Source organism: Pedobacter sp. (assembly GCF_040513095.1).
In the GTDB taxonomy this organism is placed as follows: Bacteria; Bacteroidota; Bacteroidia; order Sphingobacteriales; family Sphingobacteriaceae; genus Pedobacter.
In genome coordinates this window covers 1-21906 of record NZ_JBEVDX010000198.1, presented here as the reverse complement: position 1 = coordinate 21906, position 21906 = coordinate 1, and the positions used below count along the sequence as shown (strand labels likewise).

At 43.7% G+C, this 21906-nt stretch carries 22 protein-coding genes; 18 read left to right on the top strand and 4 right to left on the bottom strand.

Going from position 1 to position 21906, the window contains the following annotated elements:
• The first annotated feature begins 51 nt into the window (after nt 1–51).
• From ABWY16_RS21710 to ABWY16_RS21680, 7 genes are all read left to right on the top strand, one after another.
• A complete protein-coding gene (locus ABWY16_RS21710) occupies nt 52–3177 on the top strand; it encodes a SusC/RagA family TonB-linked outer membrane protein (protein ID WP_353906765.1) in 3126 nt (1041 codons plus the stop codon).
• A 14-nt stretch (nt 3178–3191) separates the two neighbouring features.
• Nucleotides 3192–4775 (top strand): RagB/SusD family nutrient uptake outer membrane protein, encoded by a 1584-nt coding sequence (locus ABWY16_RS21705; RefSeq protein WP_353906764.1) that lies wholly within the window; start codon nt 3192–3194, stop codon nt 4773–4775.
• A complete protein-coding gene (locus ABWY16_RS21700) occupies nt 4775–6217 on the top strand; it encodes a sulfatase family protein (RefSeq protein ID WP_353906763.1) in 1443 nt (480 codons plus the stop codon). Before ABWY16_RS21705 ends, ABWY16_RS21700 begins: the two co-directional genes overlap by 1 nt.
• 16 nt (nt 6218–6233) lie before the next feature.
• On the top strand, nt 6234–7721 hold the full coding sequence (locus ABWY16_RS21695) for an arylsulfatase (protein WP_353906762.1): 1488 nt from the start codon (nt 6234–6236) through the stop codon (nt 7719–7721).
• Nucleotides 7722–7831: 110 nt separating this feature from the next.
• Nucleotides 7832–8809, top strand: a complete 978-nt coding sequence (locus ABWY16_RS21690) for an NAD-dependent epimerase/dehydratase family protein (protein ID WP_353906761.1) — start codon at nt 7832–7834, stop codon at nt 8807–8809.
• The gene (locus ABWY16_RS21685; protein WP_353906760.1) at nt 8806–9657 is read left to right on the top strand and encodes an XrtA system polysaccharide deacetylase; all 852 of its coding nucleotides are present in this window, start codon (nt 8806–8808) and stop codon (nt 9655–9657) included. The genes ABWY16_RS21690 and ABWY16_RS21685 overlap by 4 nt, the downstream gene beginning before the upstream one ends.
• Nucleotides 9658–9661: 4 nt before the next feature.
• Nucleotides 9662–10255 carry a sugar transferase gene (locus ABWY16_RS21680; RefSeq protein ID WP_353906759.1) on the top strand — a complete coding sequence of 198 codons (594 nt, stop codon included), beginning with the start codon at nt 9662–9664 and terminating at the stop codon, nt 10253–10255.
• A gap of 79 nt (nt 10256–10334) precedes the next feature.
• Here the strand turns inward: ABWY16_RS21680 and ABWY16_RS21675 are convergent, their stop codons facing one another.
• Nucleotides 10335–11078 (bottom strand): SDR family NAD(P)-dependent oxidoreductase, encoded by a 744-nt coding sequence (locus ABWY16_RS21675; protein ID WP_353906758.1) that lies wholly within the window; start codon nt 11076–11078, stop codon nt 10335–10337.
• Nucleotides 11079–11182: 104 nt separating this feature from the next.
• On the opposite strand from ABWY16_RS21675, the gene ABWY16_RS21670 reads away from it, so the two are divergent.
• The 4 genes from ABWY16_RS21670 (at nt 11183) to ABWY16_RS21655 (ending at nt 12922) form a co-directional block, all read left to right on the top strand.
• The gene (locus ABWY16_RS21670; protein WP_353906757.1) at nt 11183–11533 is read left to right on the top strand and encodes a winged helix-turn-helix transcriptional regulator; all 351 of its coding nucleotides are present in this window, start codon (nt 11183–11185) and stop codon (nt 11531–11533) included.
• 185 nt (nt 11534–11718) lie between these two features.
• Nucleotides 11719–12351 (top strand): peroxiredoxin, encoded by a 633-nt coding sequence (locus tag ABWY16_RS21665; protein WP_353906756.1) that lies wholly within the window; start codon nt 11719–11721, stop codon nt 12349–12351.
• A 14-nt stretch (nt 12352–12365) separates the two neighbouring features.
• Complete coding sequence (locus tag ABWY16_RS21660) at nt 12366–12674, top strand: thioredoxin family protein (protein WP_142526271.1); 309 nt, start codon at nt 12366–12368, stop codon at nt 12672–12674.
• Complete coding sequence (locus ABWY16_RS21655; RefSeq protein ID WP_109925590.1) at nt 12674–12922, top strand: DUF6952 family protein; 249 nt, start codon at nt 12674–12676, stop codon at nt 12920–12922. Before ABWY16_RS21660 ends, ABWY16_RS21655 begins: the two co-directional genes overlap by 1 nt.
• A 74-nt stretch (nt 12923–12996) precedes the next feature.
• Here the strand turns inward: ABWY16_RS21655 and ABWY16_RS21650 are convergent, their stop codons facing one another.
• On the bottom strand, nt 12997–14055 hold the full coding sequence (locus ABWY16_RS21650) for a PAS domain-containing sensor histidine kinase (protein WP_353906755.1): 1059 nt from the start codon (nt 14053–14055) through the stop codon (nt 12997–12999).
• Nucleotides 14056–14429: 374 nt separating this feature from the next.
• Here ABWY16_RS21650 and ABWY16_RS21645 point away from each other — a divergent pair, with 374 nt between their 5' ends.
• The 3 genes from ABWY16_RS21645 (at nt 14430) to ABWY16_RS21635 (ending at nt 16743) form a co-directional block, all read left to right on the top strand.
• A complete protein-coding gene (locus ABWY16_RS21645) occupies nt 14430–15092 on the top strand; it encodes a response regulator transcription factor (protein ID WP_353906754.1) in 663 nt (220 codons plus the stop codon).
• A 129-nt stretch (nt 15093–15221) separates the two neighbouring features.
• The gene (locus ABWY16_RS21640; RefSeq protein WP_353906753.1) at nt 15222–15461 is read left to right on the top strand and encodes a DUF3253 domain-containing protein; all 240 of its coding nucleotides are present in this window, start codon (nt 15222–15224) and stop codon (nt 15459–15461) included.
• A 70-nt stretch (nt 15462–15531) separates the two neighbouring features.
• Entirely contained in the window at nt 15532–16743 is a 1212-nt protein-coding gene (locus tag ABWY16_RS21635) for a family 16 glycosylhydrolase (RefSeq protein ID WP_353906752.1), read from the top strand.
• 6 nt (nt 16744–16749) lie between these two features.
• Here the strand turns inward: ABWY16_RS21635 and ABWY16_RS21630 are convergent, their stop codons facing one another.
• Together ABWY16_RS21630 and ABWY16_RS21625 are read right to left on the bottom strand one after the other, a co-directional pair.
• Nucleotides 16750–17007: a hypothetical protein gene (locus ABWY16_RS21630; RefSeq protein ID WP_353906751.1), complete on the bottom strand. Its 258-nt coding sequence runs from the start codon at nt 17005–17007 to the stop codon at nt 16750–16752.
• An 86-nt stretch (nt 17008–17093) separates the two neighbouring features.
• Nucleotides 17094–17438 carry a hypothetical protein gene (locus ABWY16_RS21625; protein ID WP_353906750.1) on the bottom strand — a complete coding sequence of 115 codons (345 nt, stop codon included), beginning with the start codon at nt 17436–17438 and terminating at the stop codon, nt 17094–17096.
• A 239-nt stretch (nt 17439–17677) separates the two neighbouring features.
• On the opposite strand from ABWY16_RS21625, the gene ABWY16_RS21620 reads away from it, so the two are divergent.
• The 4 genes from ABWY16_RS21620 to ABWY16_RS21605 all read left to right on the top strand — a co-directional run.
• Nucleotides 17678–18913 (top strand): MFS transporter, encoded by a 1236-nt coding sequence (locus ABWY16_RS21620; RefSeq protein WP_353906749.1) that lies wholly within the window; start codon nt 17678–17680, stop codon nt 18911–18913.
• 73 nt (nt 18914–18986) lie between these two features.
• The gene (locus ABWY16_RS21615; protein WP_353906748.1) at nt 18987–20339 is read left to right on the top strand and encodes a Gfo/Idh/MocA family protein; all 1353 of its coding nucleotides are present in this window, start codon (nt 18987–18989) and stop codon (nt 20337–20339) included.
• A gap of 39 nt (nt 20340–20378) precedes the next feature.
• Entirely contained in the window at nt 20379–21368 is a 990-nt protein-coding gene (locus tag ABWY16_RS21610; RefSeq protein WP_353906747.1) for a hypothetical protein, read from the top strand.
• Nucleotides 21369–21534: 166 nt separating this feature from the next.
• Nucleotides 21535–21906 (top strand): SIMPL domain-containing protein (locus ABWY16_RS21605; RefSeq protein WP_353906746.1); only part of this gene is annotated, 372 nt, incomplete at its 3' end.

Below are 21906 nucleotides of genomic sequence, written 5' to 3'. Positions count from 1 at the left end.
TCACAATTGGCGTTGGCGCCTGTTGCAGCTCACGAATTAAACAAACAAGATATGAACCATTTCTACAATGCCGGCCGGGTATCCGGGCCGCGGGCATATGCTGTATCAGAGAAAACACGACAGCATTTCCTACACCTTATTCTTTTCCTGCTTTTCATCCCCTTCGTAGCAGGAGCACAGCAGACATCACCTTTGGTGAACTCCACACTGTCAGGAACAGTAATCGATGCAAAAACAAAAGAAACCCTGATCGGGGCAGTGGTACATATTCAGGGAACCACACACCAGGTCTCTACAGACAAAGACGGTAAATTCAGCTTTGTTACCGGTCAGAAATTTCCTTATACATTGATCATCAGTTTTGTCGGTTATGAAAAAGCTACCGTGGTTGCCAATCAAAGCCCGGTTACGATCAGCCTCACTGAAAGTCCAAACCAGCTCAACGACGTAGTCGTGGTAGGGTACGGCACACAAAAGAAAACAAGCCTCACCAGTGCTGTGAGTACCATCAGCGGCAATACCCTTGTTCAGCGTCCTGTTTCAAATGTTCAGCAGTCTCTGCAGGGACTTGCACCGGGCGTTACAGTACTGGACAGGGGAGGAGCTCCCGGACAATCCAGCGCTACCATCCGTGTCCGCGGAATAACTACTTTCAACATCAACAGCAGTTCCACCGGCGGATACAACCTGGATAAAAATGATGCCCTTGTCATCGTAGACGGGATTGAGCAGAAACTGGCTGATATCAATCCTGATGATATCGATAATGTTTCGATACTGAAAGACGCTGCTTCTACCGCCATCTATGGTTCAAGAGCTACCAATGGTGTTGTCCTTATTACTACTAAACGGGCAAAGGAGAACAAACTGACTATCAACTACAATTACTATTACGCATCACAGAATGCCATCAACAAACCCGAAATGATGGGACTGGAAGCGTACATGCGCATGCAACAGGCCGCCTATACCAATGCAGGCGCAGCTTTACCCGCCAGGTTTACAGAAGAATCTGTTCAAACCTGGATCAACGCTACAGACCGCGAAAAGTATCCGCTGCCCAACGTATGGTTCGACAGGGTGCTGAAATCTGCTCCGATGCAGAACCACAGCCTTTCCATTGTCGGTGGAGACGATAAAATCAAAACCCGTTTGAGTGCCCGCTATCTCAACCAGGATGGTATTGCTCCAAACTTTAAAGATGAGCTGAAGGAGGTAAAATTAAACACTGACTACAATGCTGCGAAGATCTTAAAATTTACGGGCGACCTGAATTACAGGTCTAATCATGCCACTAACCCTACAGTTGATCCTTTCAATAACCTGTTTCACGGCTCGCTGTGGGCGGTACCAAAATACGCGGATGGAACATATGGCTTAAGCACGCAGGGCAACAATCCATTGATGTTTGCAGAAATCGGCGGGATATCATCCAAATTTGATGATAACCTGGTGGCTAACTTAAAGGCCGAGCTGGAGATCCTTCCCGGGCTGAAGATCTCTACACAATACGGCGCGAGAATACAAAACATTCAGCAAAAGATCTTTACCAACGCCTATTCCAATACGGATAAAAATACCAATATCACTAAAACTATAGCCAATAACAGCCTAACAGAAGTAAGGAATAACCTGCGGGAATACACCTGGAATAATTTGATAACTTACGATAAAGCTGTAGGCAAAAGCTCATTCCGCGGACTGATCGGTCATTCCGAAATCTCAAATACCCAGAACTATCTTACTGCCTATCGGGAACGCTTTTACAATAACGACGTAACTTCCATCGGTCAGGGTGCCAACGATGGTACAAAAAGTAACTCGGGCTATGATGCGCAATTCGGACTGCGCTCGTTTTTTGGAAGGTTAAATTACAGCTATGATAACAAATACCTGCTCGAAGCAAACGGCAGATACGACGGTTCCTCAAAGTTTACCGGCGATAAACGTTACGGGTTTTTCCCCTCCTTTTCTGCCGGATGGCGCATCTCACAGGAGAGTTTCTGGCAAAGTCTGAGCAACACAGTGAATGAACTTAAAGTAAGAGGGTCCTGGGGTAAAACAGGTAACCAGTCGGTAGACCTGTACAGTTATTACTCCGCGCTGGCCCTTACCACCTATACCTTTGGCGGTGTAGCAGTTCCTGGTTACCGCCAGTCTACACTGGCCAATACAGACCTGGGCTGGGAGTCTACCACTCAGCTTGACATCGGGCTGGATGCCACCTTCCTGAAAAACCGACTGAGCTTTACGGCCGACTACTACAGGAAAGTGACGAATGATATTTTACTCAACCTGGGTATACCTGCTACAGTTGGCCTTGCAGCGCCTCCGCAGAATGCCGGATCAGTAGAAAACAAAGGTTTTGAGTTCAATGCGGGATACCGCGGCGGCGAAGCTGATTTTAAATACAATATCAGTGCTAACCTGTCCATCAATAATAACAAGGTGCTCGACCTTAAAGGTACGGGCCCGTATATCACAGGTTCGGATATCGACCCGAGATATATTATCAGGACCGGACTGCCGGTGAATACCCTCTGGGGATATAAAACAGACGGGCTGTTCCAGACACAGGCACAAGTGGATAGCTATCCAACCTATGCCGCAAATTCCAAACCAGGGGATGTGAAATATGTAGACCTCAACAATGACGGCAAGATCGACGCAAACGACATGACCGCTATCGGAAACCCTTTTCCAAAGTATACTTTTGGCCTCAGCAGTGATTTCTCTTACAAAGGGTTCGACCTGAATTTCCTGTTCCAGGGTGCTGCAAATGTGGATACGCGACTGGCAGGAGCACTGGCAGAAATGGGAAACCAGGAAGGATTTACCTCGGCGATATATACCAACAACTACTGGACGCCTACCAATACCGGCGCACGATTTGCCCGTCCGCTCAAGTTCGACCTGAGAAACGTAGCTACTTCCGACAGGCTGATTATCGACGGATCGTACCTGCGCCTGAAGAATGTACAGCTTGGATATACCCTTCCCAAGGATGTAATTTCCAAACTCCGTCTCAGCCGCATCAGGGTATACGTATCTGCCACCAATGTGCTTACATTTTCCAAACTGAACGAATGGAAGCTTGATCCGGAAGTGGAATCAGGCAGGGCTACCTATTATCCACAGACCTCGCTGTATACAGCCGGTATCAACGTCCAGTTTTAACTTTAATATTTGAAATGATGAAATTTATATATAAACTATCTTTACTGGGACTGCTGACTGCAATGGGTTTTTCTGCCTGCCGTAAGGAACTGCTGGACCCGCAACCCAGCGACAGGGTATCGGAGAATATCTTCTGGAATACAGAAAATGATGCTCTTCTGGCCACTAATGCCTTATACACTGACCTGGACTCTGTTAATGTCTTTACCTGGGATGCACTAACAGAAATTGCGCACACCAATCAGAATTTTGATACTCAGGCATTCATAGAACTGGGGACATATGATATCTCGAACGCCAAAATTTATAATGAATGGTCAGGCGCATACAAGGGTATCAGGGCAACCAATTATTTCCTCGAGAATATCGACAAAGTGCAGTCTTCAAATACCGCACTCATCAACCGGTTCAAGGCTGAAGCCAAAGTTCTGCGCGCATATCAGTATATCAAGCTGGCCGGATTCTTTGGCGATGTGCCCCTGATCACAAAAACTTTGTCTATCGCAGAAGCGAAACTGATTACCCGCACACCTGTGGCAGAAATTTGGGACTTTGTGGATAAGGAACTCAATGATGCCAGTGCATTGCTGCCCGTAACTTATGCAGCAGCAGATAAAGGCCGTATCACCTCCGGAGCGGCCTGGGCACTCAAAGCAAGGGCTGACCTGTGGGCAGGCCGTTACCAGCTTGCTGCAGATGCTGCGACAAAGGTAACTGGCTATACGCTTTACTCTTCATATCAGAACCTGTTTAAATATGTTGCAGAAAATAACTCCGAGGTAATCCTTAACAAGGAGTTCCTCAAGGATACTTACCGGAACGGGGTTTTTGCGCTGCTGGCACCCTACAGCCAGAAGAATTCCCAAAGTTATTATGTGCCTGCCAAACCTCTGGTAGACGCCTATGAGACGGCTGCGGGAAAATCAATCAGCGATGCTGGCAGCGGTTTCGATCCTTTTCATCCTTATGATAACCGTGATCCGCGACTCCGTTTCTCGATCTTTGTAGATGGCGATGTTCTGCCAAGTGGAACTGTTTTCAAACCTGCACCAAACAGTGGCAGTGCCGATGCAGTAGGGAGCACGTATATTGCCTCTACCACAGGATACAACATCAAAAAATATATCAATACCGAAGATTATGCCAACCCGGCCAACAGCGGGATCAACATTATCCTGCTGCGCTATGCCGAAGTGCTGTTAACTAAAGCAGAAGCTAAAATTGAGCTCAATCAGCTCGATGCAGAGGTATATGCTGCTATAAATACCGTCAGGAACAGCAGGGCTGACGTCAAATTACCGGCCATACCCACAGGGCTTTCGCAGGATCAGCTAAGGCAGATCGTAAGACATGAACGTACCGTAGAACTCGCGTTTGAAGGCTTGCACCTATTTGATATCAGACGCTGGAAAACTGCAGAAACAGTGATGACCGGGCCTGTCTATGGTATCACTTATCCTGATGCCAGTAACAAACTTGTAACGGTGCAGGTGGTTTCATTCAACCGTGTTTTTAACAGATCACGTGATTACCTCTGGCCAATCCCTCAGAAAGAGACCGACCAGAACAATAACCTCAAACAAAATCCCAACTGGTAATGCGTAAAATTATCCAAAATAGAATCAGTGCTCTGTTGCCGCTCGCAGCAGCGGTAGTACTCAGCTACCAAGCTCAAGCGCAGCAAGCTCATCACACGCAGAATAGTGTACAACAAAGTTCTTCCCGGCAGAACGGTAAGGGGCAAAAGCCGAATATCATTTTCGTCCTTACCGATGATATGGGCTATTCAGATCTCAGCTGTTACGGCAATCCTGTGATCAAAACCCCCTTTCTGGATCAGATGGCAGCAAAAGGGGTGAAGGAAACCAATTACGTGGTTTCAAGCCCTACCTGCAGTCCTTCACGTGCTTCTCTTCTGACAGGAAGATATGCCTCCCGGATGAATGTGCCGAGACCACTCTCACCCGGGTCCGATTTAGGTTTACCGGACCAGGAAGTAACTATTGCAGAAATGCTGAAAGGTGCCGGCTACCGCACGGCGATGATCGGTAAGTGGCATCTGGGCGATCATTTTGCTTATCAGCATCCACTGGCGCAAGGCTTCGACTCGTATTACGGATTATTGTACAGTCACGATTACCGTGCACCCTATGTAGTGACCGATACAACCATCAAAATCTTCCGTAACCGTACACCCGAAGTGATCAGACCTGCAGATTCTTCACTTGTAGACCTGTACACCAATGAAGCGGTAAAATATATCAAAACACAGAAAAAGGGAAGCCCTTTCTTCCTGTACCTGGCGCACAATATGCCGCACCTGCCTGTTGCACTTGCTTCTTCCAAAAAATACAAAGGCAAATCAGATGGAGGACATCTCGGGGATGTGGTAGAACAACTCGATGCCAGCCTGGCCGAACTCTGGAAGGAAGTAGAAAAACAAGGACTTGCGGACAACACGATCTTCATATTTTCAAGCGATAACGGCCCCTGGATAGAATATCCGGCAAGAATGGAAGGCGATGGTGTTACCCATAACTGGGATGTCGGTACGGCCGGGGTGTTCAGGGGCAGCAAAGGTCTTTCTTACGAAGGTGGTGCAAGGGTACCATTCATTGTTTACTGGAAAGGGCACACACCCGCAGGCGGAGCTGTTTTAACCAGCATGGTAAGCAATCTTGATGTGCTGCCTACACTGGCCGAGTGGACAAACACGCCATTGCCAAAAGGGAGGACCCTCGACGGGCAATCTGTATCGTCGCTTCTGCTGGGCAAAGAGCCTAATCCGCAACACCGGGAGATCTACTATTATAACAATGGCATCTGCGAAGCTGTGCGGAAAGGCAACTGGAAGTACCGTGAAATTAAAGCCGCGAATACCAATACAGGTATCGTAAAAGATACTCAGGGCGATAAAGTAGAACTTTTCAATCTCGCACTTGATCCCAGTGAGCGCAGTAATGTCATTGATGCCAATCCTGAATTGCGGAAAGAGCTCAAAACATTGTTCGATAAGTTCCCCGGTAAAGCTGACAATTAAAAATAAAACGGAATACATGAAACCACCTGTTGTTTTTTCTAAACCTGCATGCATGATTACCGGGCTGTTGATTATCCTTTCCTGCTTCGGCAGCCATGCTCAGGTAAAGCCTAACATTATTTACATCTATGCAGATGATCTGGGCTATGGCGAACTGGGCTCCTACGGGCAGAAAAAGATTAAGACTCCCTATCTTGATCAGATGGCGAAGGAAGGTATCCGCTTCACCCAGCATTATACAAGTACACCAGTCTGCGCACCCGCGCGGTGCATGCTGCTTACCGGCAGGCACGGCGGCCATTCCTATATCCGTGGCAACTACGAGTTCGGTGGTTTTACTGATGCTACCGAAGGCGGACAAATGCCCCTCCCGGAAGGGACTTTCACCATCGGTCACCTGCTAAAAAATGCAGGGTATACCACGGCTGCAATTGGCAAATGGGGATTGGGCATGAGCACAAACACAGGTAATCCCAATGCGCAGGGATTTGATTATTTCTACGGATACCTGGACCAGAAACAGGCGCATAACCATTTTCCTACACACCTCTGGGAAAATGGCAAATGGGATACGCTTGACAATGCGGGCATATTTGTGCACCGTAAGCCAGATCCCAACGATGCCGATCCCTTTGCTTATTATATTGGTAAGGACTATTCCATCGACCGGATGTCTGCAAAAGCATTGAGCTTTATACACCAGAACAGAGACAAACCTTTTTTCCTGTACCTTCCCTTCACTATTCCTCACCTGTCATTACAGGCACCTGATTCAGTTGTGAAACCTTATGAGAATCAGTTTGGCGATAAGCCATATCTGGGTGAAAAAGGATACGCAGCATCTAAATATCCACGCGCTACCTATGCAGGGATGATTACCTATATGGATAAACAGATAGGAAAAATATTTCAGTTACTCAAAGAGCTGGGGCTCGATGAAAATACCATCGTCATGTTCTCCAGCGATAATGGGGCAACGTTTGACGTTGGTGGCGCAGATACCCAGTTTTTTAACAGCGTAGCGGGGCTGCGGGGAAAGAAGCAGGACTTGTACGAGGGAGGGATCAGGGAGCCTTTTATCGTGCGCTGGCCGGGCAAGGTTCCTGCCGGCAAGGTAAGCGATCTGGTTTCCGTGCAATTTGATATGATGGCTACTTTTGCAGAGCTGGCAGGAGTGAAGGCACCTGCAAATGACGGTTTATCCCTCCTGCCTACCATTACCGGAAAAACCGGACAGCAAAAACATGAGTATATCTATTTCGAGTTCCCGGAAAAAGGGGGGCAGGTAGCTGTGAGATCCGGTAACTGGAAGGGTGTGAAATCGAACATGAAAGCAGATACGGCCGCAAATTGGGAACTGTATGATCTGCTTACCGATCCTTCAGAAAAAAAAGATGTAGCTGCAGGACATCCCGATATAGTTAGCCGGTTTGAAGGGATTCTGAAGAAGGAACACCGGCAGGCGCAGATCCATGAGTGGGAATTTGTTGCACCAAAATTTTAGAATTTGTTAGCCAGCTAAACCGGGTCCTTTACGGCTACCCGTAAAAATAAAAGTTTTAACGCGGGTATTTTTGTGAAATTCCTATCTTCAGCAATTCAACGTTTCTCCAAATGAATTTTATAATCACAGGTGCAGCCGGTTTCATCGGTTCACATTTAGCTATCGAGTTACTTGCCTCAAACCATAGTGTTACCGCAATAGATAACTTGTCAACCGGTTTTCTCCATAATTTGGATGCCGTCCAAGATCATCCTGATTTCACACTTCTTATTGGTGATGTACAAAACAAAGAGCTGTGGACTAGATATGCGGGTAAAGGTGATATCATCATTCATCTGGCTGCAACAGTTGGCGTAAAAAAGGTCTATGTAAATTCTCATGAAACTTTGACAAATAACCTTGACAGTACCAACGCAGTGCTCGAAATTGCCAGGGAAAAGCAGTGTAAGGTTTTCTTTGCGAGCACCTCGGAAGTCTACGGACAATCTGAGAAAGCCACTTTGTCTGAGACTGATTCACTGCAGGTCCACACTACTGACCAGGGAAGGAGCTCATACGTCATTTCTAAATTAACAAATGAGATCAGCTGCTTAAATTATGATCAGCTGATGTCCGTACCAGTAATTATCGGCCGGTTTTTTAACGTTGTTGGTAAAAACCAGAAGAGTGATTTTGGTATGGTGATTCCAACATTTATAGAAAATGCACTGGCCGGCAATCCGGTCACACTTTTCAATGACGGCTCACAACGCAGAAGCTTTTGTTATGTTGATGACCTGCTCAGGGCCATCATCAGCTTAATCTCTGAGCCAGCTGCCTGGGGCCAGATTTTTAATATAGGAAATGACCATGCGATCACCATAAAAGAGCTTGCCAGCTACATCCACAGCAAGTGCGAAAGCCGTTCTGAAATCATTTTTTTACCAATGCCACCAGAACGGGCAGGGAAGTCAGAAATTTATAGCAGATTGCCATCACTTGATAAAATCGCTTCGTATGTTAAATGGAAACCACAGGTATCCTGGCAGGAATCAATTGATCTGATGATCACTAAAAAAAGGGCAGAGCTGTTGATGGATATCGTATGATCAATGGATTTACAATTGACCTGGAAGATTGGTTCTGTTCTCACAATCTGAAGGGGAGTATCCGGTACGAAGATTGGGATAACCTGCCTGGAAGGGTAGTCCAGCCAACTATACAGATTCTGGAATTATTGCGAAAATACCAGTGTAAGGCTACCTTTTTCGTGCTCGGATGGATAGCAGAACGCTATCCTGATTTGATCAGGGTCATCAGTGCTGAAGGACATGAAATCGCTTCGCACGGTTATTCCCATAAGCTCCTTACTGAAATGACCAGGGAGACATTTAAGGAAGATGCAGAGAAATCAATTGTTGCAATCTATAATGCCTGCGGCGTAAAACCTAAAGGCTTCAGGGCACCTGCATTTACCGTTGTCGAATCTACTTTATGGGCTTTGGATGTACTTCAGGAGCTTGGATTTACTTATGATTCTTCCATATATCCCACCTCTGTACATCCTGACTACGGGATAGGGGATGCCCCTCTTTCCATATTTTCTCCTCAAAAAGATCTTGTTGAGATCCCTCTTTCCTGCGCCCAGGTTTTTGGCCGCAATATTCCCTGCAGTGGCGGCGCTTATCTTCGGTTTTTCCCTTATTATTTTTATAAGAAACTGGTTGATAATGTGATTGATTCCGGACGGAGCTTTATATTTTACATTCATCCCTGGGAGATAGATGCGGACATGCCACGTGTGGAATTGCCGTTTACAAAACATTTAAGGCATTACAGCAATCTGTTATATACATTTGGGAAGATGGAAAGGCTGCTGCAGGACTACCGGTTTACTTCCCTGGAAAACATTCTTAAAACCCAGGGAAATATTGTACCTGAATTTAAGCTGATTTAGTCTGATGCACAAAGCCATCCCTTATATCAATTTTTCCTATCTCGCATTCCGCAGGGTCATTGAGCTATTAGTGATTTTCCTTTGTGCTCCCATCTTCATCGTTATTTTTCTTTTCGCGGCGGTCTGGATCACTTTTGATACTCCCGGCACAGTGTTATTTTCTCAGCTCCGGCCAGGCCAAAACGGGAAGTTATTTAAAATTTATAAATTCAGGAGCATGTACACCAGTGCTGACTCTTCCTATTTAACGATGAAAGCTGATGCGAGGATCACACGTAGTGGCGCATTTATCCGTCGTTACAGAATTGATGAACTGCCTCAGATTTTCAATATTTTAAAAGGTGATATGAGTTTCATTGGCCCCAGACCTGTTCCGGTAGAATTTCTTGCACAGTATGAAAGGGAAATAGACAATTACCAGATGCGGCATCTTATAAAGCCGGGTATTACGGGCCTTGCACAGGTTAGACAGGGATATACAACAACCGTCGCAGAAGAGAGGCAGAAGTTACGTTACGATCTCTTGTATATCAGATCTGTTTCGCTGAAACTGGATTTATCAATTCTATTCCATTCTATTTTCGCAATAAAAGAATAATCTCAGGCATTAAAAACCCTTACCAGTTATGGTAACTGATAAGGGCAATTTATGTTTATCTTTTCATGATTGTCTCAGGCTATTTTGTTGCGTAGTTAAGATAACCACCATCCACAACAAGCTCAGTTCCGGTAATAAAACTTGCAGCATCAGAAGCCAGGAACAGTACAGTTTTCGCCACTTCATCAGCATCACCGATTCGTTGTAAAGCTGTAGCACCTGCTAAAAACTCATGTGCTTCCGGCGGAAGGGCACCTTCTAAACCGGGTGTTAAAATTGGTCCGGGGCTAACGCAGTTTACACGGATTTTTCTTGGTGCCAATTCATTTGCTGCAATCTGGGCAATTTTGTTCAGTGCTCCCTTGGTTGCAGAATATACACTTGCCCCTGAATTTGCCGCAGTGGCAACTGTCGAAGAAGTAAACACTACTGCTGCGCCATCAGCCAGATGTGGTATTAATTTTTGCAATGTAAAAAAGTGCCCTTTCACGTTGGTATTGAACTGTGCGTCAAAATTTGCCTCAGTTACTTCTGCTATAGGCTCAAATGTTGCAATGCCCGCGTTCAGAAAAAGAACATCCAGTTTATTACCACTTTCTGCAACTGCTTTTTCAAGGATAGAGATGTCTTCGGTTTTTGAAGTATCCGCTACCACTGTAAATAAGTTCGCGTTGTTAATCTCTGCACTTGCCTTTTGCAGGTTACCTGCATTTCTGCCTGTGATCCAGACTTTAGCCCCTGCGCTGATAAATGCTTTTGCTGTTGCGAGCCCTATTCCGGTAGTTCCACCTGTAATAACGACGTTTTTATTTGTAAAATCCATTTTAGTAGTTTTATATGTTTGAACTGCAAAGCTAGCCTGATTCGATTTATTTACGTTACTTTGTAACGAAAAGTAACAGTAACATTTGAGTAACCTAGTAACTTATGACAGTAGAGGAATGCCAGTTAGGGCACAAAAAAGAGATCATGGCAGTTCATGATGCAATGGACGTACTGAACGGGAAATGGAAGGTGTCTATCATTTCTTCCATTTGTTATTACAATAAAAGGAGATTTTCAGATATTCTGGTGGATGTACCAGGCATTTCAAACAAGATGTTGAGCAAAGAATTAAAAGAACTGGAGATCAATAAACTGGTAAAGCGTACGGTACTGGCCACTCAGCCTATCTCTGTTCAATATCAGCTAACAGAGTATGGTATCACATTAAAGACAATCATCAATAATCTGGCAGAGTGGGGGATAGAACACCGTAAAGTTATTACAGGCAAATAGACTGGTAAAATCTATTTGCTCAGGTAAAGATAAGATGTAGCAGAATTTTCAAAATATGTTTAACCACCATTATAGTTTTTGACTATATCATCATCAATAAATACAATGCTCTATTAATGAATCAGGGTTGCGTGACAAATGATTTCGCCTTACCTTCGCAGCAACAAGATAAAAAATAAACAAACATGGCAATAGTAGGTAAAAAATTCCCGAGTGTTAGTATTGATGCAATGTCAGACATGGGTGATGACTTGAAAATCAATGTATTTGAAGAAGCTGTAAATAAAAACAGTAAAGTGTTATTATTCTGGTATCCAAAAGATTTTACTTTCGTTTGCCCTACAGAATTACACGCTTTCCAGGCTGCTTTACCTGAGTTTGAAGAAAGAAATACAATGGTTATCGGTGCATCTTGCGATACCAACGAAGTTCACTTCGCATGGTTGAATACACCGAAAGACAATGGTGGTATTGAAGGTGTTACTTACCCGATCCTGGCTGATACACACAGACAGTTATCCGGAATTCTGGATATTTTAGATCAGGAAGTTAACTACGATGAAGAAGGAAACGAATCATTCTCAGGTTCAAATGTTTCATTCAGAGCTACTTATTTAATTGATGAAACTGGCAAAGTTTTCCACGAGAGTGTAAACGATATGCCACTAGGCAGAAACGTAAAAGAATATCTGCGTTTAATTGATGCTTATTCACATGTTCAGAAACATGGCGAAGTTTGTCCTGCAAACTGGGAAGAAGGAAAAGAAGCGATGAATGCAAACAGAAGTGGCGTTGCTGAATATTTAGCTGCTAACTAATTAAATAAAAAAGTATGTTTTTAGAATTAACAGAAGATAATCTTCAACAATATTTAACCGATAACCCTAAGGTTATGGTTCAGTACGCTGCATCTTGGTGCGGTAACTGCAGAATTATGAAGCCGAAGTTTAAAAAACTGGCTGCTGAAAATGAAGATGTAGCTTTCCTGATTGTTGATGCTGAGAAACTGCCAAACTCACGCAAATTTGCAAACGTTGATAATCTTCCTACGTTCGCTGCTTTTGAAGGTGGTGCACTGGTTGATCAGGTACAGAGCAACAAAGCAGAAAGTTTAATTGAACTTTTTAACAAAATAAAGTAATGAAGATACCGGTTATCAGACAATTGTTTCAAAATACCACTCCTGCTCAATTAGAGACAACTTTAGAAGTTTTAGAGGCTTTCTGTGAATTCAGGGGCGTCAGTGAACATGAAGTTGACGTTGCAGGTGAAATGATTACCAATATCTGTGGTGCGCTTGAAGTGCATCAGATGGTAAGCGAAGGTGCTGTTGAAAAAGATGCACTGAATGCTTTCGGTCAAAAGGTAATGGGTTCTATCGACAGATAGTTTCCTCAAATCACCAGCTAAATACAAACCCCTTGCAGATTAACTTCTGTAAGGGGTTTTTTCATACAAAATAATCATTTCGGGATCTCGATGAAGAAGGTGGTACCCTTATTTACCTTGCTTTCAAACCATATCTTACCCTCGTGCCATTCTACAATAGTTTTGATAATAGACATCCCGAGGCCATGGGATTGTTCCCCCTTCAGGCCAGCTCTCCGGGCTGGGGTATACTCCTGGAAAAGATCTTTATGGTGTTCTTCCGGGATGCCAATACCATCGTCTGTGATGCTGATAACCACCCATGAAGCATGGTCTTCCAGCCGGATGCGGATTGTTCCCTGATCATGAGTGAATTTCAGTGAATTGGAAATCAGATTATTGATGCTCTGGAAAAACTTGTCCTCATCCAGTTCTACGTAAACGCTGTCTTCATTTGTCTGCAGTATAAATTGTCGCTGCAAAATGGCGGCATTGGACTGGTATTCATTTAGGAGCACACGCATCCTGCTGACGAGGTCGATTCTTCTCTTCACCAGGCTAAGTGCTGTACTCTGCATGAATTCTTTATTGATAAAATTCTGAATAAGGTTGATGCATTTCTTACTGCTCCTGTTGATCATCTGCAGGTACTCCTGCATCTCCCGGTCACATTTTCCCTCCCTGCCGGATCCCAGCAAATTGGACAGTACTTCGATTGAATTTATGGGACCTATCAGGTCATGGGCAACAATATTGAGAATAGAGTTTTTCTTCTTGTTGTGATCTGCGAGTGAACGGATATATTCAGTCAGCATGGTCATATTTTCGGCCCTGCAGCCGATAATGGTCTGCCCAGCGTCACTGCTTACACAAACAGCGGATATCTTGTAATGATAGTGCACACCGTCTATTGACAGGCGACATTCGAAATCATTGATCTGGCTACCGGAACGGCAGGATTCATAATTTTGAATTACATACTGACGGTCATCGGCATGCACAAAATTCATAAGTACTGAGGGCTGATAAACTGATCCGAAAAGATGGTTAAAAGTAGGATTTGAATAAACGATAACATCGTTGTTGATATCAATGAGGAAATAGAGATGAGTGGAATGATCACATAACTTTCTCAGGGTTTCGTCGATAATCATATGAGCTCGTTTTTTGGATTTAGGTAAACAATACTCCAAGTTAAAAATCCACCACATATATCCCTAGCGTAATATTACTCTATTCTCTGGTGCTACTACTCTAAATAAAAGGGCTTTATGGGGTTAATTTACGTATTGCCTGATAGTATTCCTTCGTATTATTGGTGTAACTGAAACATCATGCAACTGCGCAATAAAACCACAGTTTCACAATTGATTGCTCAAACGATTAACCAGGCAAACATATTGAGCTGGCTTTTGTTTTTTTTGTAATTACTGTCTGAACATGCTTTTTTGCCGAAAATCCTTATTTTACAGCAAGTTTCCTCCCCGATAAGCCTGGTTCTGTATAAATTGAAGAAAACTATCCTGATATGCTGAATAATTCCATTCATATCATTCTCGCTGAAGACCATTTGGTTGTTCGGGCAGGTATCAAAGCGATGCTTGAAAGAGAACCCGGTTTTATTGTCTCAGGCGAAGCTTCAAACGGTAGGGAGGTCATCGCCCTGCTGGAAAACGGTACACCTGCAGATATTATCTTAACAGACGTGAACATGCCGGAATTATCCGGTATGCAGCTCACAGAATGGATTTCCGAAAATCGTAATTACCTCAAGGTAATTGTATTAAGTGCCTTTGATGATGAGCAGTACGTGATCAATGCCATCAAATTGGGGGCAAGTGGCTACCTGCTTAAAAAGATCACACCCGAAGAACTTGTTTTTTCCATCAGGCATATCATGGGTTCAGGCCAGTATATCTGCGCAGAGCTCTCCTCCAGATTTTTTATGCGGCATATCATCAACGCTGCAGATCCGGTCTCCGCCAATCCTACTTTAAATATAGAATTCTCAACGCGTGAAGTTGAACTGCTGCGGCTGATCGCAGATGGCTACACCAACCTCGAAATCGCTGACAAGCTTTTTACCAGTGTCAGAACCATTGAAAATCAGCGACAGCAGATGATCAACAAGACGGCTTCAAGAAATACTGTGGTAATGATCAGGTTTGCTATGCTCAATGGCATTATTTAATCAATGAACCTTTGCACAGCAGGTATTCGTGTTACTGCATTACGCATTGTTAAAATTAACTTAACATAGCAGGTCACATGAACTGAATACAATTTCAAAGCAATAACCATCTTAAGTTGTTACATCTATATGCAACAAGACATAGCAACAACTATTTTAACCACCGCTGCCAAACGTGGTCCTGAAAAAAGTACCTGCCCCTCAGAAATTGCCCGCATGTTATTTCCTGACGACTGGCGAATACACATGGGTACTGTTGTAGAAGAGGCGATTAGTCTTCACAATCAGGGAAAGGTAATGATTACGCAAAAGGGCCAACCTATTGATGTAAATCATATCAAAGGACCTATCCGCATCAAAATCATTTAGCGGCAATCTCCGCAATTATGTGCTGGCATGGCATATAAACCGTATCTTCCCGATTTAGGCATTAAAGTACATGATAGAAGCTATAGAGATCAGCAGATTAGTAACAGCAACAACGGGGGAGATTTATCATAATAAACCTGTTATCCATTCAAACACAGGGGTAGCATCTGCACTGTACGCAACGTCAAAGATAGTATTCTGGGAAGATGTGATAGACAAACCTGATAGATCAGTTGCTGCACTTCAATATAAATTCAGTCCATCAGTAACCTGGGGTGATGAATTCAACTACACTGGTACTCCTGATCCAATGAAATGGAACAAAAGCATTGGCAACGGCTACTTTGGCTGGGGCAATAATGAACTTCAGTATTTCACCGGGCGGTCAGAAAATGTAAGGGTAGAAGATGGTAAACTGAAGATTACAGCCCGAAGTGAATCATACAAAGGTTTCAATTATACTTCAGCGAAGATTGTTTCCGCAAAGAAACAACGGTACGGCAGGTATGTGATCAATGCAAAGATGCCATTGGGCTCCGGACTCTGGCCGGCAATTTTTGGATTCGGTGAGCGTCACAAAGATTATAATATGACCACCTGGCCCAAATGCGGCGAGTTTGATATAGTTGAAGTCAAAGGACAAAATATTCATGAAGTTAATTATAATGTACACACAGCTAATTCTTACGGAGCATCCAATATGGTTACACTACCGACCAATGTCGCTTTGGATCAGTTTAATGAATATAGAATAGACTGGACTCCTGATTATATCAAATGGTATTTCAATGGAAAACTGATGCGTACGTTTAGTAAAAACGGTAAGGGATATGACGGTTGGCCGTTCGATGATTATTTCGATCTGAATATGTGCCTGAGTGTTGGTGGCGCTTTTGTTGGGACTAACATCAACACTGATGTTATGCCGGCAAGTATGGAAATAGAATATGTCAGATACTATGCCCTGATGAACATAAAAAACAGTGCCCAGCTAATAAATCCGGTCAAACCAGTACTGGTACCTGCATCAGCAAATATCTCACTCAGTCAGTCTCAAACCTTTAGGGTCACAAATGTACCTGCAAATTCTACCGTACACTGGTATGCCTTCGGAAATGACCTTGTCGGTTCGGGAGCATCAGGGCCTCAAATCACGATTACCCCAGCAATGTTGCAGGCAGTGGGTGCTGCATCGGGGAGTTCTTTCGAATTTTTCGTTGACTTTATAAATTCATCCGGAGTATCAAGCAGGGCAACCCGGGCAAAATTAACTATTCAATAATAAGCGTTAGTTACCCTTGTCACTATCAGCATCACTGCCCTTTATCTCTTCAGCTGATTCAGCTGAAGTAGGCTGCTCATCCTGGCCAACACTTTTATCACTATCAGCGTCACTTCCTTTTAGTTGTTCAGCTGCGTCTTCCGCACTGGATTGGTTATTGTCAGCAAAAGTTTCATCAACAGGTGTGTTTGCTGCCTTTTGATATACCTCCTTCAGTACAGCTGCTGCTTTCTCTTCGTTCTGGTTGTCCTGGTCAATATTCATAATGTGTAAATCTTTACCTGTATGACAGATGGGAACTGAATAAGTTTTAGATAGTTTTTCCAATCCGGTGAAAAACCATTCCGGAGCTAATGAGTTCCCTTTCCACTTTTCTTTGTTTGATTTGTATTACCTGTTGACGTCCCACCAGTACCATTTATTCCGGTGCCATTGCCGCCATTCGTACCTGTATTTCCATTATCATTGCCACCAGTTGTTCCGCTGGTAACTGCATTACCGCCTGCAGCACCATTGACTGGTGTGGCGGGGTTGGGGCCTGTAGTTGCAGAATCTGTGGTACCCATTCGGGTTGCGGAAGAATCAGATGTTGCAGAGGAGGTATCAGACTGAGAACCATTGCTTTTATTTGAATTGCTGCATCCTGCATAAACCATTCCGGTTAATGCCAGGACTGTAAATATTTTTGATTTCATATTCCTTTTTTTGGATGAATTTCATTTTAATACCATAAGTCCTCAGGAAGAAAATAGTTTGTAAAATTTAATTTTTTAATGTCCCTGAAAGGTTGCCGGACAAAGGGGCCTGATAAATTCACATATACCGTTAAATATAGCCGAGCCCAGACATAATGGTAATTTGAAATAAAGAGGTGTTTGTTATATCCTGATATTTAATATTTTTGGTTATCACGATGATATTTTAGTCTAACCCTATGGAAAAATCTGAGAAGACAGACTTTCAGCATTTATTTAGTATACCTGTAATTGTGGCCGCATTAGGATACTTTGTAGATATCTATGATTTATTACTGTTTGGCATAGTCCGGCTGCCAAGCCTGGCTTCCCTTGGCCTCTCAGATGCAGAAAGTTCATCTGTTGGCGCAAGTATACTCAACTGGCAAATGACGGGTTTGCTTTGTGGAGGAATATTATGGGGTATATTGGGAGATAAAAAGGGACGGCTTTCTGTACTGTTTGGGTCGATAGTTACTTATTCAGTTGCCAATATCTGTTGTGGATTTGTGCAAGATCCAACTGTGTATAAACTATTACGTTTCATTGCCGGGGTTGGTCTTGCCGGAGAATTAGGGGCAGGTATTACGCTGGTTTCCGAAATTCTGCCTAAAAGGCTTCGGGGCATCGGAACTTCTTTAGTAGCGGGAGTTGGCTTGTTAGGGGCAGTCGTAGCGTATTTTACCGTTGAATATTTCGCATGGCGGGTTGCCTACTTTATTGGTGGAGGCATGGGTATAAGTTTGCTGCTTCTGCGTTTGGGTGTATTTGAATCCGGAGTTTTTGAAAATGTCAGAGCTGATAACAGGATAAAAAAGGGAAACTTCCTGTCCCTGTTCACCAACATGAACAGACTTTTGCGCTACCTGAAATGTATCGGGATGGGTTTACCAACCTGGTTTGTAATTGGCATTTTAGCTACCTTCAGTAATGAGTTTGGGAAGGCGCTTCAGCTGCCGGAACCTGTAAAGCCCGGTTTATCTATTATGTGGTGTTATATAGGCCTTTCCATCGGGGATATAGCCAGTGGTTTCCTCAGCCATCTGCTTCAATCCCGTAAAAAAGCTGTGGTATGTTTAATGATACTTACTTTTTTAGCTTGCCTGTACTTTTTATCGGGCAATATCAAAAGCAATCAGGTCTTTTACAGCACTACACTGGTGATGGGATTAGGTATAGGTTATTGTGCCATGTTTGTAACCATTGGTGAAGAGCAGTTTGGAACCAATATCCGGGCCACTGCAGCAACTACAATTCCTAATATGGTGCGCGGAATGGTGGTGCTGATGACCACGGCATTTGCGGCTTTAAAACCCTCATTCGATGTTATCGGGGCCGGCGCAGTAGTAGGTATTGTATGTTTTGTTATAGGTCTATCTTCCATACTCACCTTGCCTGAGACCCATGACAGGGATATGGATTTTTTAGAAGAATAGAAGATCAGACCGGCCGTAATCCAGAATACTGCTGATGCAGTTTAAAATAGTAAAAAACGAAATTACATTAAAAATGGAACGCAGAGAATTTATTAAAAACGGAGCTGTAGCTACAGCAGGATTGATCATACTACCTGCAGGCAGTCTTTTTGCTGCGCCAGACAGTGGAAAAGTAAGACTGGGATACATTGGTGTAGGTGCGCGAGGAATGAGTCATATTTCTGAAGGTGCCCTGCGCGATGACGTAGAAATTGTAGCCATATGTGATACCCAGGAGAGTTCACTCAAAATGTGCCGGGAGTTTATCGCCAAAAAAGGAAGGCCAGCAGTAAAGGAATACACAGGAGGTCTTGATGCTTACAAAAAGCTCCTCGAGCGAAAAGATATAGATGCGGTGATCATTGCAACACCCTGGCAGTTTCACCGCGACCAGGCAATTGCTGCGATGGAGGCCGGGAAATATGTTGGCTGTGAAGTTATTGCCGGACTCACTGTGCAGGACCATTGGGATATAGTAAATACATCAGAAAAAACAGGTATGCCCTATATGACCCTTGAAAACGTATGTTACCGCAGGGATGTGATGGCCGCCCTGAACATGGTCAGGAAAGGTGTTTTTGGAGAAATAGTGCATCTTGAGGGCGGTTACCAGCACAATTTGCGGAATGTGTTGTTCAACAATGGTAAGCAGTATTATGGAGGAGGAGTTGAGTATGGGCCCGGGGCACTGAGTGAGGCGCAATGGCGAACCCAGTTTAATATTGACCAGGATGGAGATCTCTATCCCACACACGGTGCAGGGCCAATTATCCAGTATGCGAATATCAACAAGGGCAACCGCTTCACCAACCTGGTATCCTTCAGCTCAAAAGCAAGAGGACTTTCTGCTTATGTAGAAGAACTTGCGCCTGGCCATCCAAACGCAAAATTAAATTATAAGAATGGCGACGTTACTACCACCATGATCAATTGTGCTAATGGCGAAACTGTCGTGCTAACTCATGATACGCATCTTCCCAGACCTTACTCACTGGCTTTCCGTGTACAAGGTACCGGGGGTATCTGGATGGATGTCAATAAGTCTGTCTATATCGAGAAACAAGCCAGGAAGAATGATGCCTGGGAACCTGCACAGGAATGGTTTGAGAAGTATGACCATCCGCTCTGGAAGAAATACGAAAAAGAAGCGGAGGGGGCCGGGCACGGAGGGATGGACTGGTTCGTTTTTAACGGCTTTATAAAGGCTGTTAAGGAGAAAAAGCAAACACCTATTGATGTGTACGACTCTGTTACAATGAGTGTAATTGCTCCATTGTCAGCAAAGTCTCTGAAGGAAGGAAATATGCCTCAGGCTTTTCCTGACTTTACTAGGAACAAATGGAAGAACAGGAAGAATGTTTTTGCATTGGATGACAGTGGATTTTAAAATTGCTACAGTTGTGGGTTTTATTAACGATATTGAAATATGACTTACCAAAGAAAACGTTTTCCATTGCAGATGTACCTGTTAACCCTTTGCTTTTTCCGGGCGTTGTTATACACGAGTCCAGTATTCAGCCAGTCGGTGCCGGTCGTTTACGAGCATCAGGCGGTTTTACAGGGTGACATCCAGACCTTCCGGTTATTTTTGGTAAATGCCTTTCCTTTTATTCCCGTAACTGTGAATGGTATCAAAGGAAAATTTATGTTTGATACCGGTAACGGTGGAGATATTGAATTGAACAGTAACTTTATTAAACTTAGTCCTGGTAAAGTGATCGGAAATGGAAATGTAGCCAGCGGACCGAAATTTCAGATCTCAATGCAGGATACGATAGCGGAAGTTAAGTTTGATAACGGACTTGTTTATCATGATCTTCTACAGATTAAAAGTGAAAACCTAGACTTCCTGCAGGATCATATCACGCCTGATTGTGCCGGATACATCGGATATAAGTTTTTCAAAGGCTATTTGTTTAAACTTGATTACCTGCGCAACCAAATCACATTTTATAAAAACACCGCCGAACGTCAGGCCAGTCAGGATTTTCTAAAAGGAGAACGGGTCCTTGCCGTACTACCTTTCGAAATTCGACGTGCACCGAATGACCCTATCGTAAAGTTACGGGCGGGAGATGTGGATATAACAGGGGTATTCGATACCGGACAATATGGGATGGTTCAGTTCAATCCTGAAGATGAGAAAAAGTTGTTGCAAAACAAATTCTTGACTCCCGCCGGTACAGATGGCGCCGGTGATACCATATCCACACTTCATAAGGTAAGCACGGCAGGGCACTTCAAATTTGAATTGCCTGCACTCAATTATTATCCTCATAGCCAGCCAATTCCCTTTAAAAAGTCATTGCTTATTACCGAAGAAAATATGATCACGCTGGGCTACCGTTTTTTAAGCCAGTTTAAAACTGTATGGGATTACGAGAATAAGAAGATATATATCTTGCAAAGCCACTAAAGTAATCGATATTTCGTACAGACAGAGGATTTGAATTTTTTAAAGATGCAATCCCATTTATCACGAAAGTAATGACTATAAATATTGGCTTGACAGCTCATTTCCTTTTGGAAGTTTTACCTGATTAACTTAGAAATTTGTATCTTCAATAAGTAAACCCATTCATATGAGATCAACAATTATCACTGCTGTCATCATTGGTTTGTGTGCAATTATTGCTTTTGCCCTGATCAGCAACGCATACAAGTACCGTTCTAAAACCATGGAAACCATAGTGGTTACGGGGCTTGCAGAGAAGGACTTCAACAGCGATCTGATTGTATGGAACGGTTCTTATTCCCGGAAATCCTTTGATCTCAAAGAAGCATACAGCACATTGAAAGCGGATGAAAACGCAATCCGCAATTACCTGCTTAAAAAAGGAATTTCCGCCGGAAATATGGTGTTTTCATCAGTGTCTATCAACAAAGAATTTACGCAGCAGACCAATGCAAACGGACAGTACACGTCCCAGGAATTTACGGGATACAATTTAACG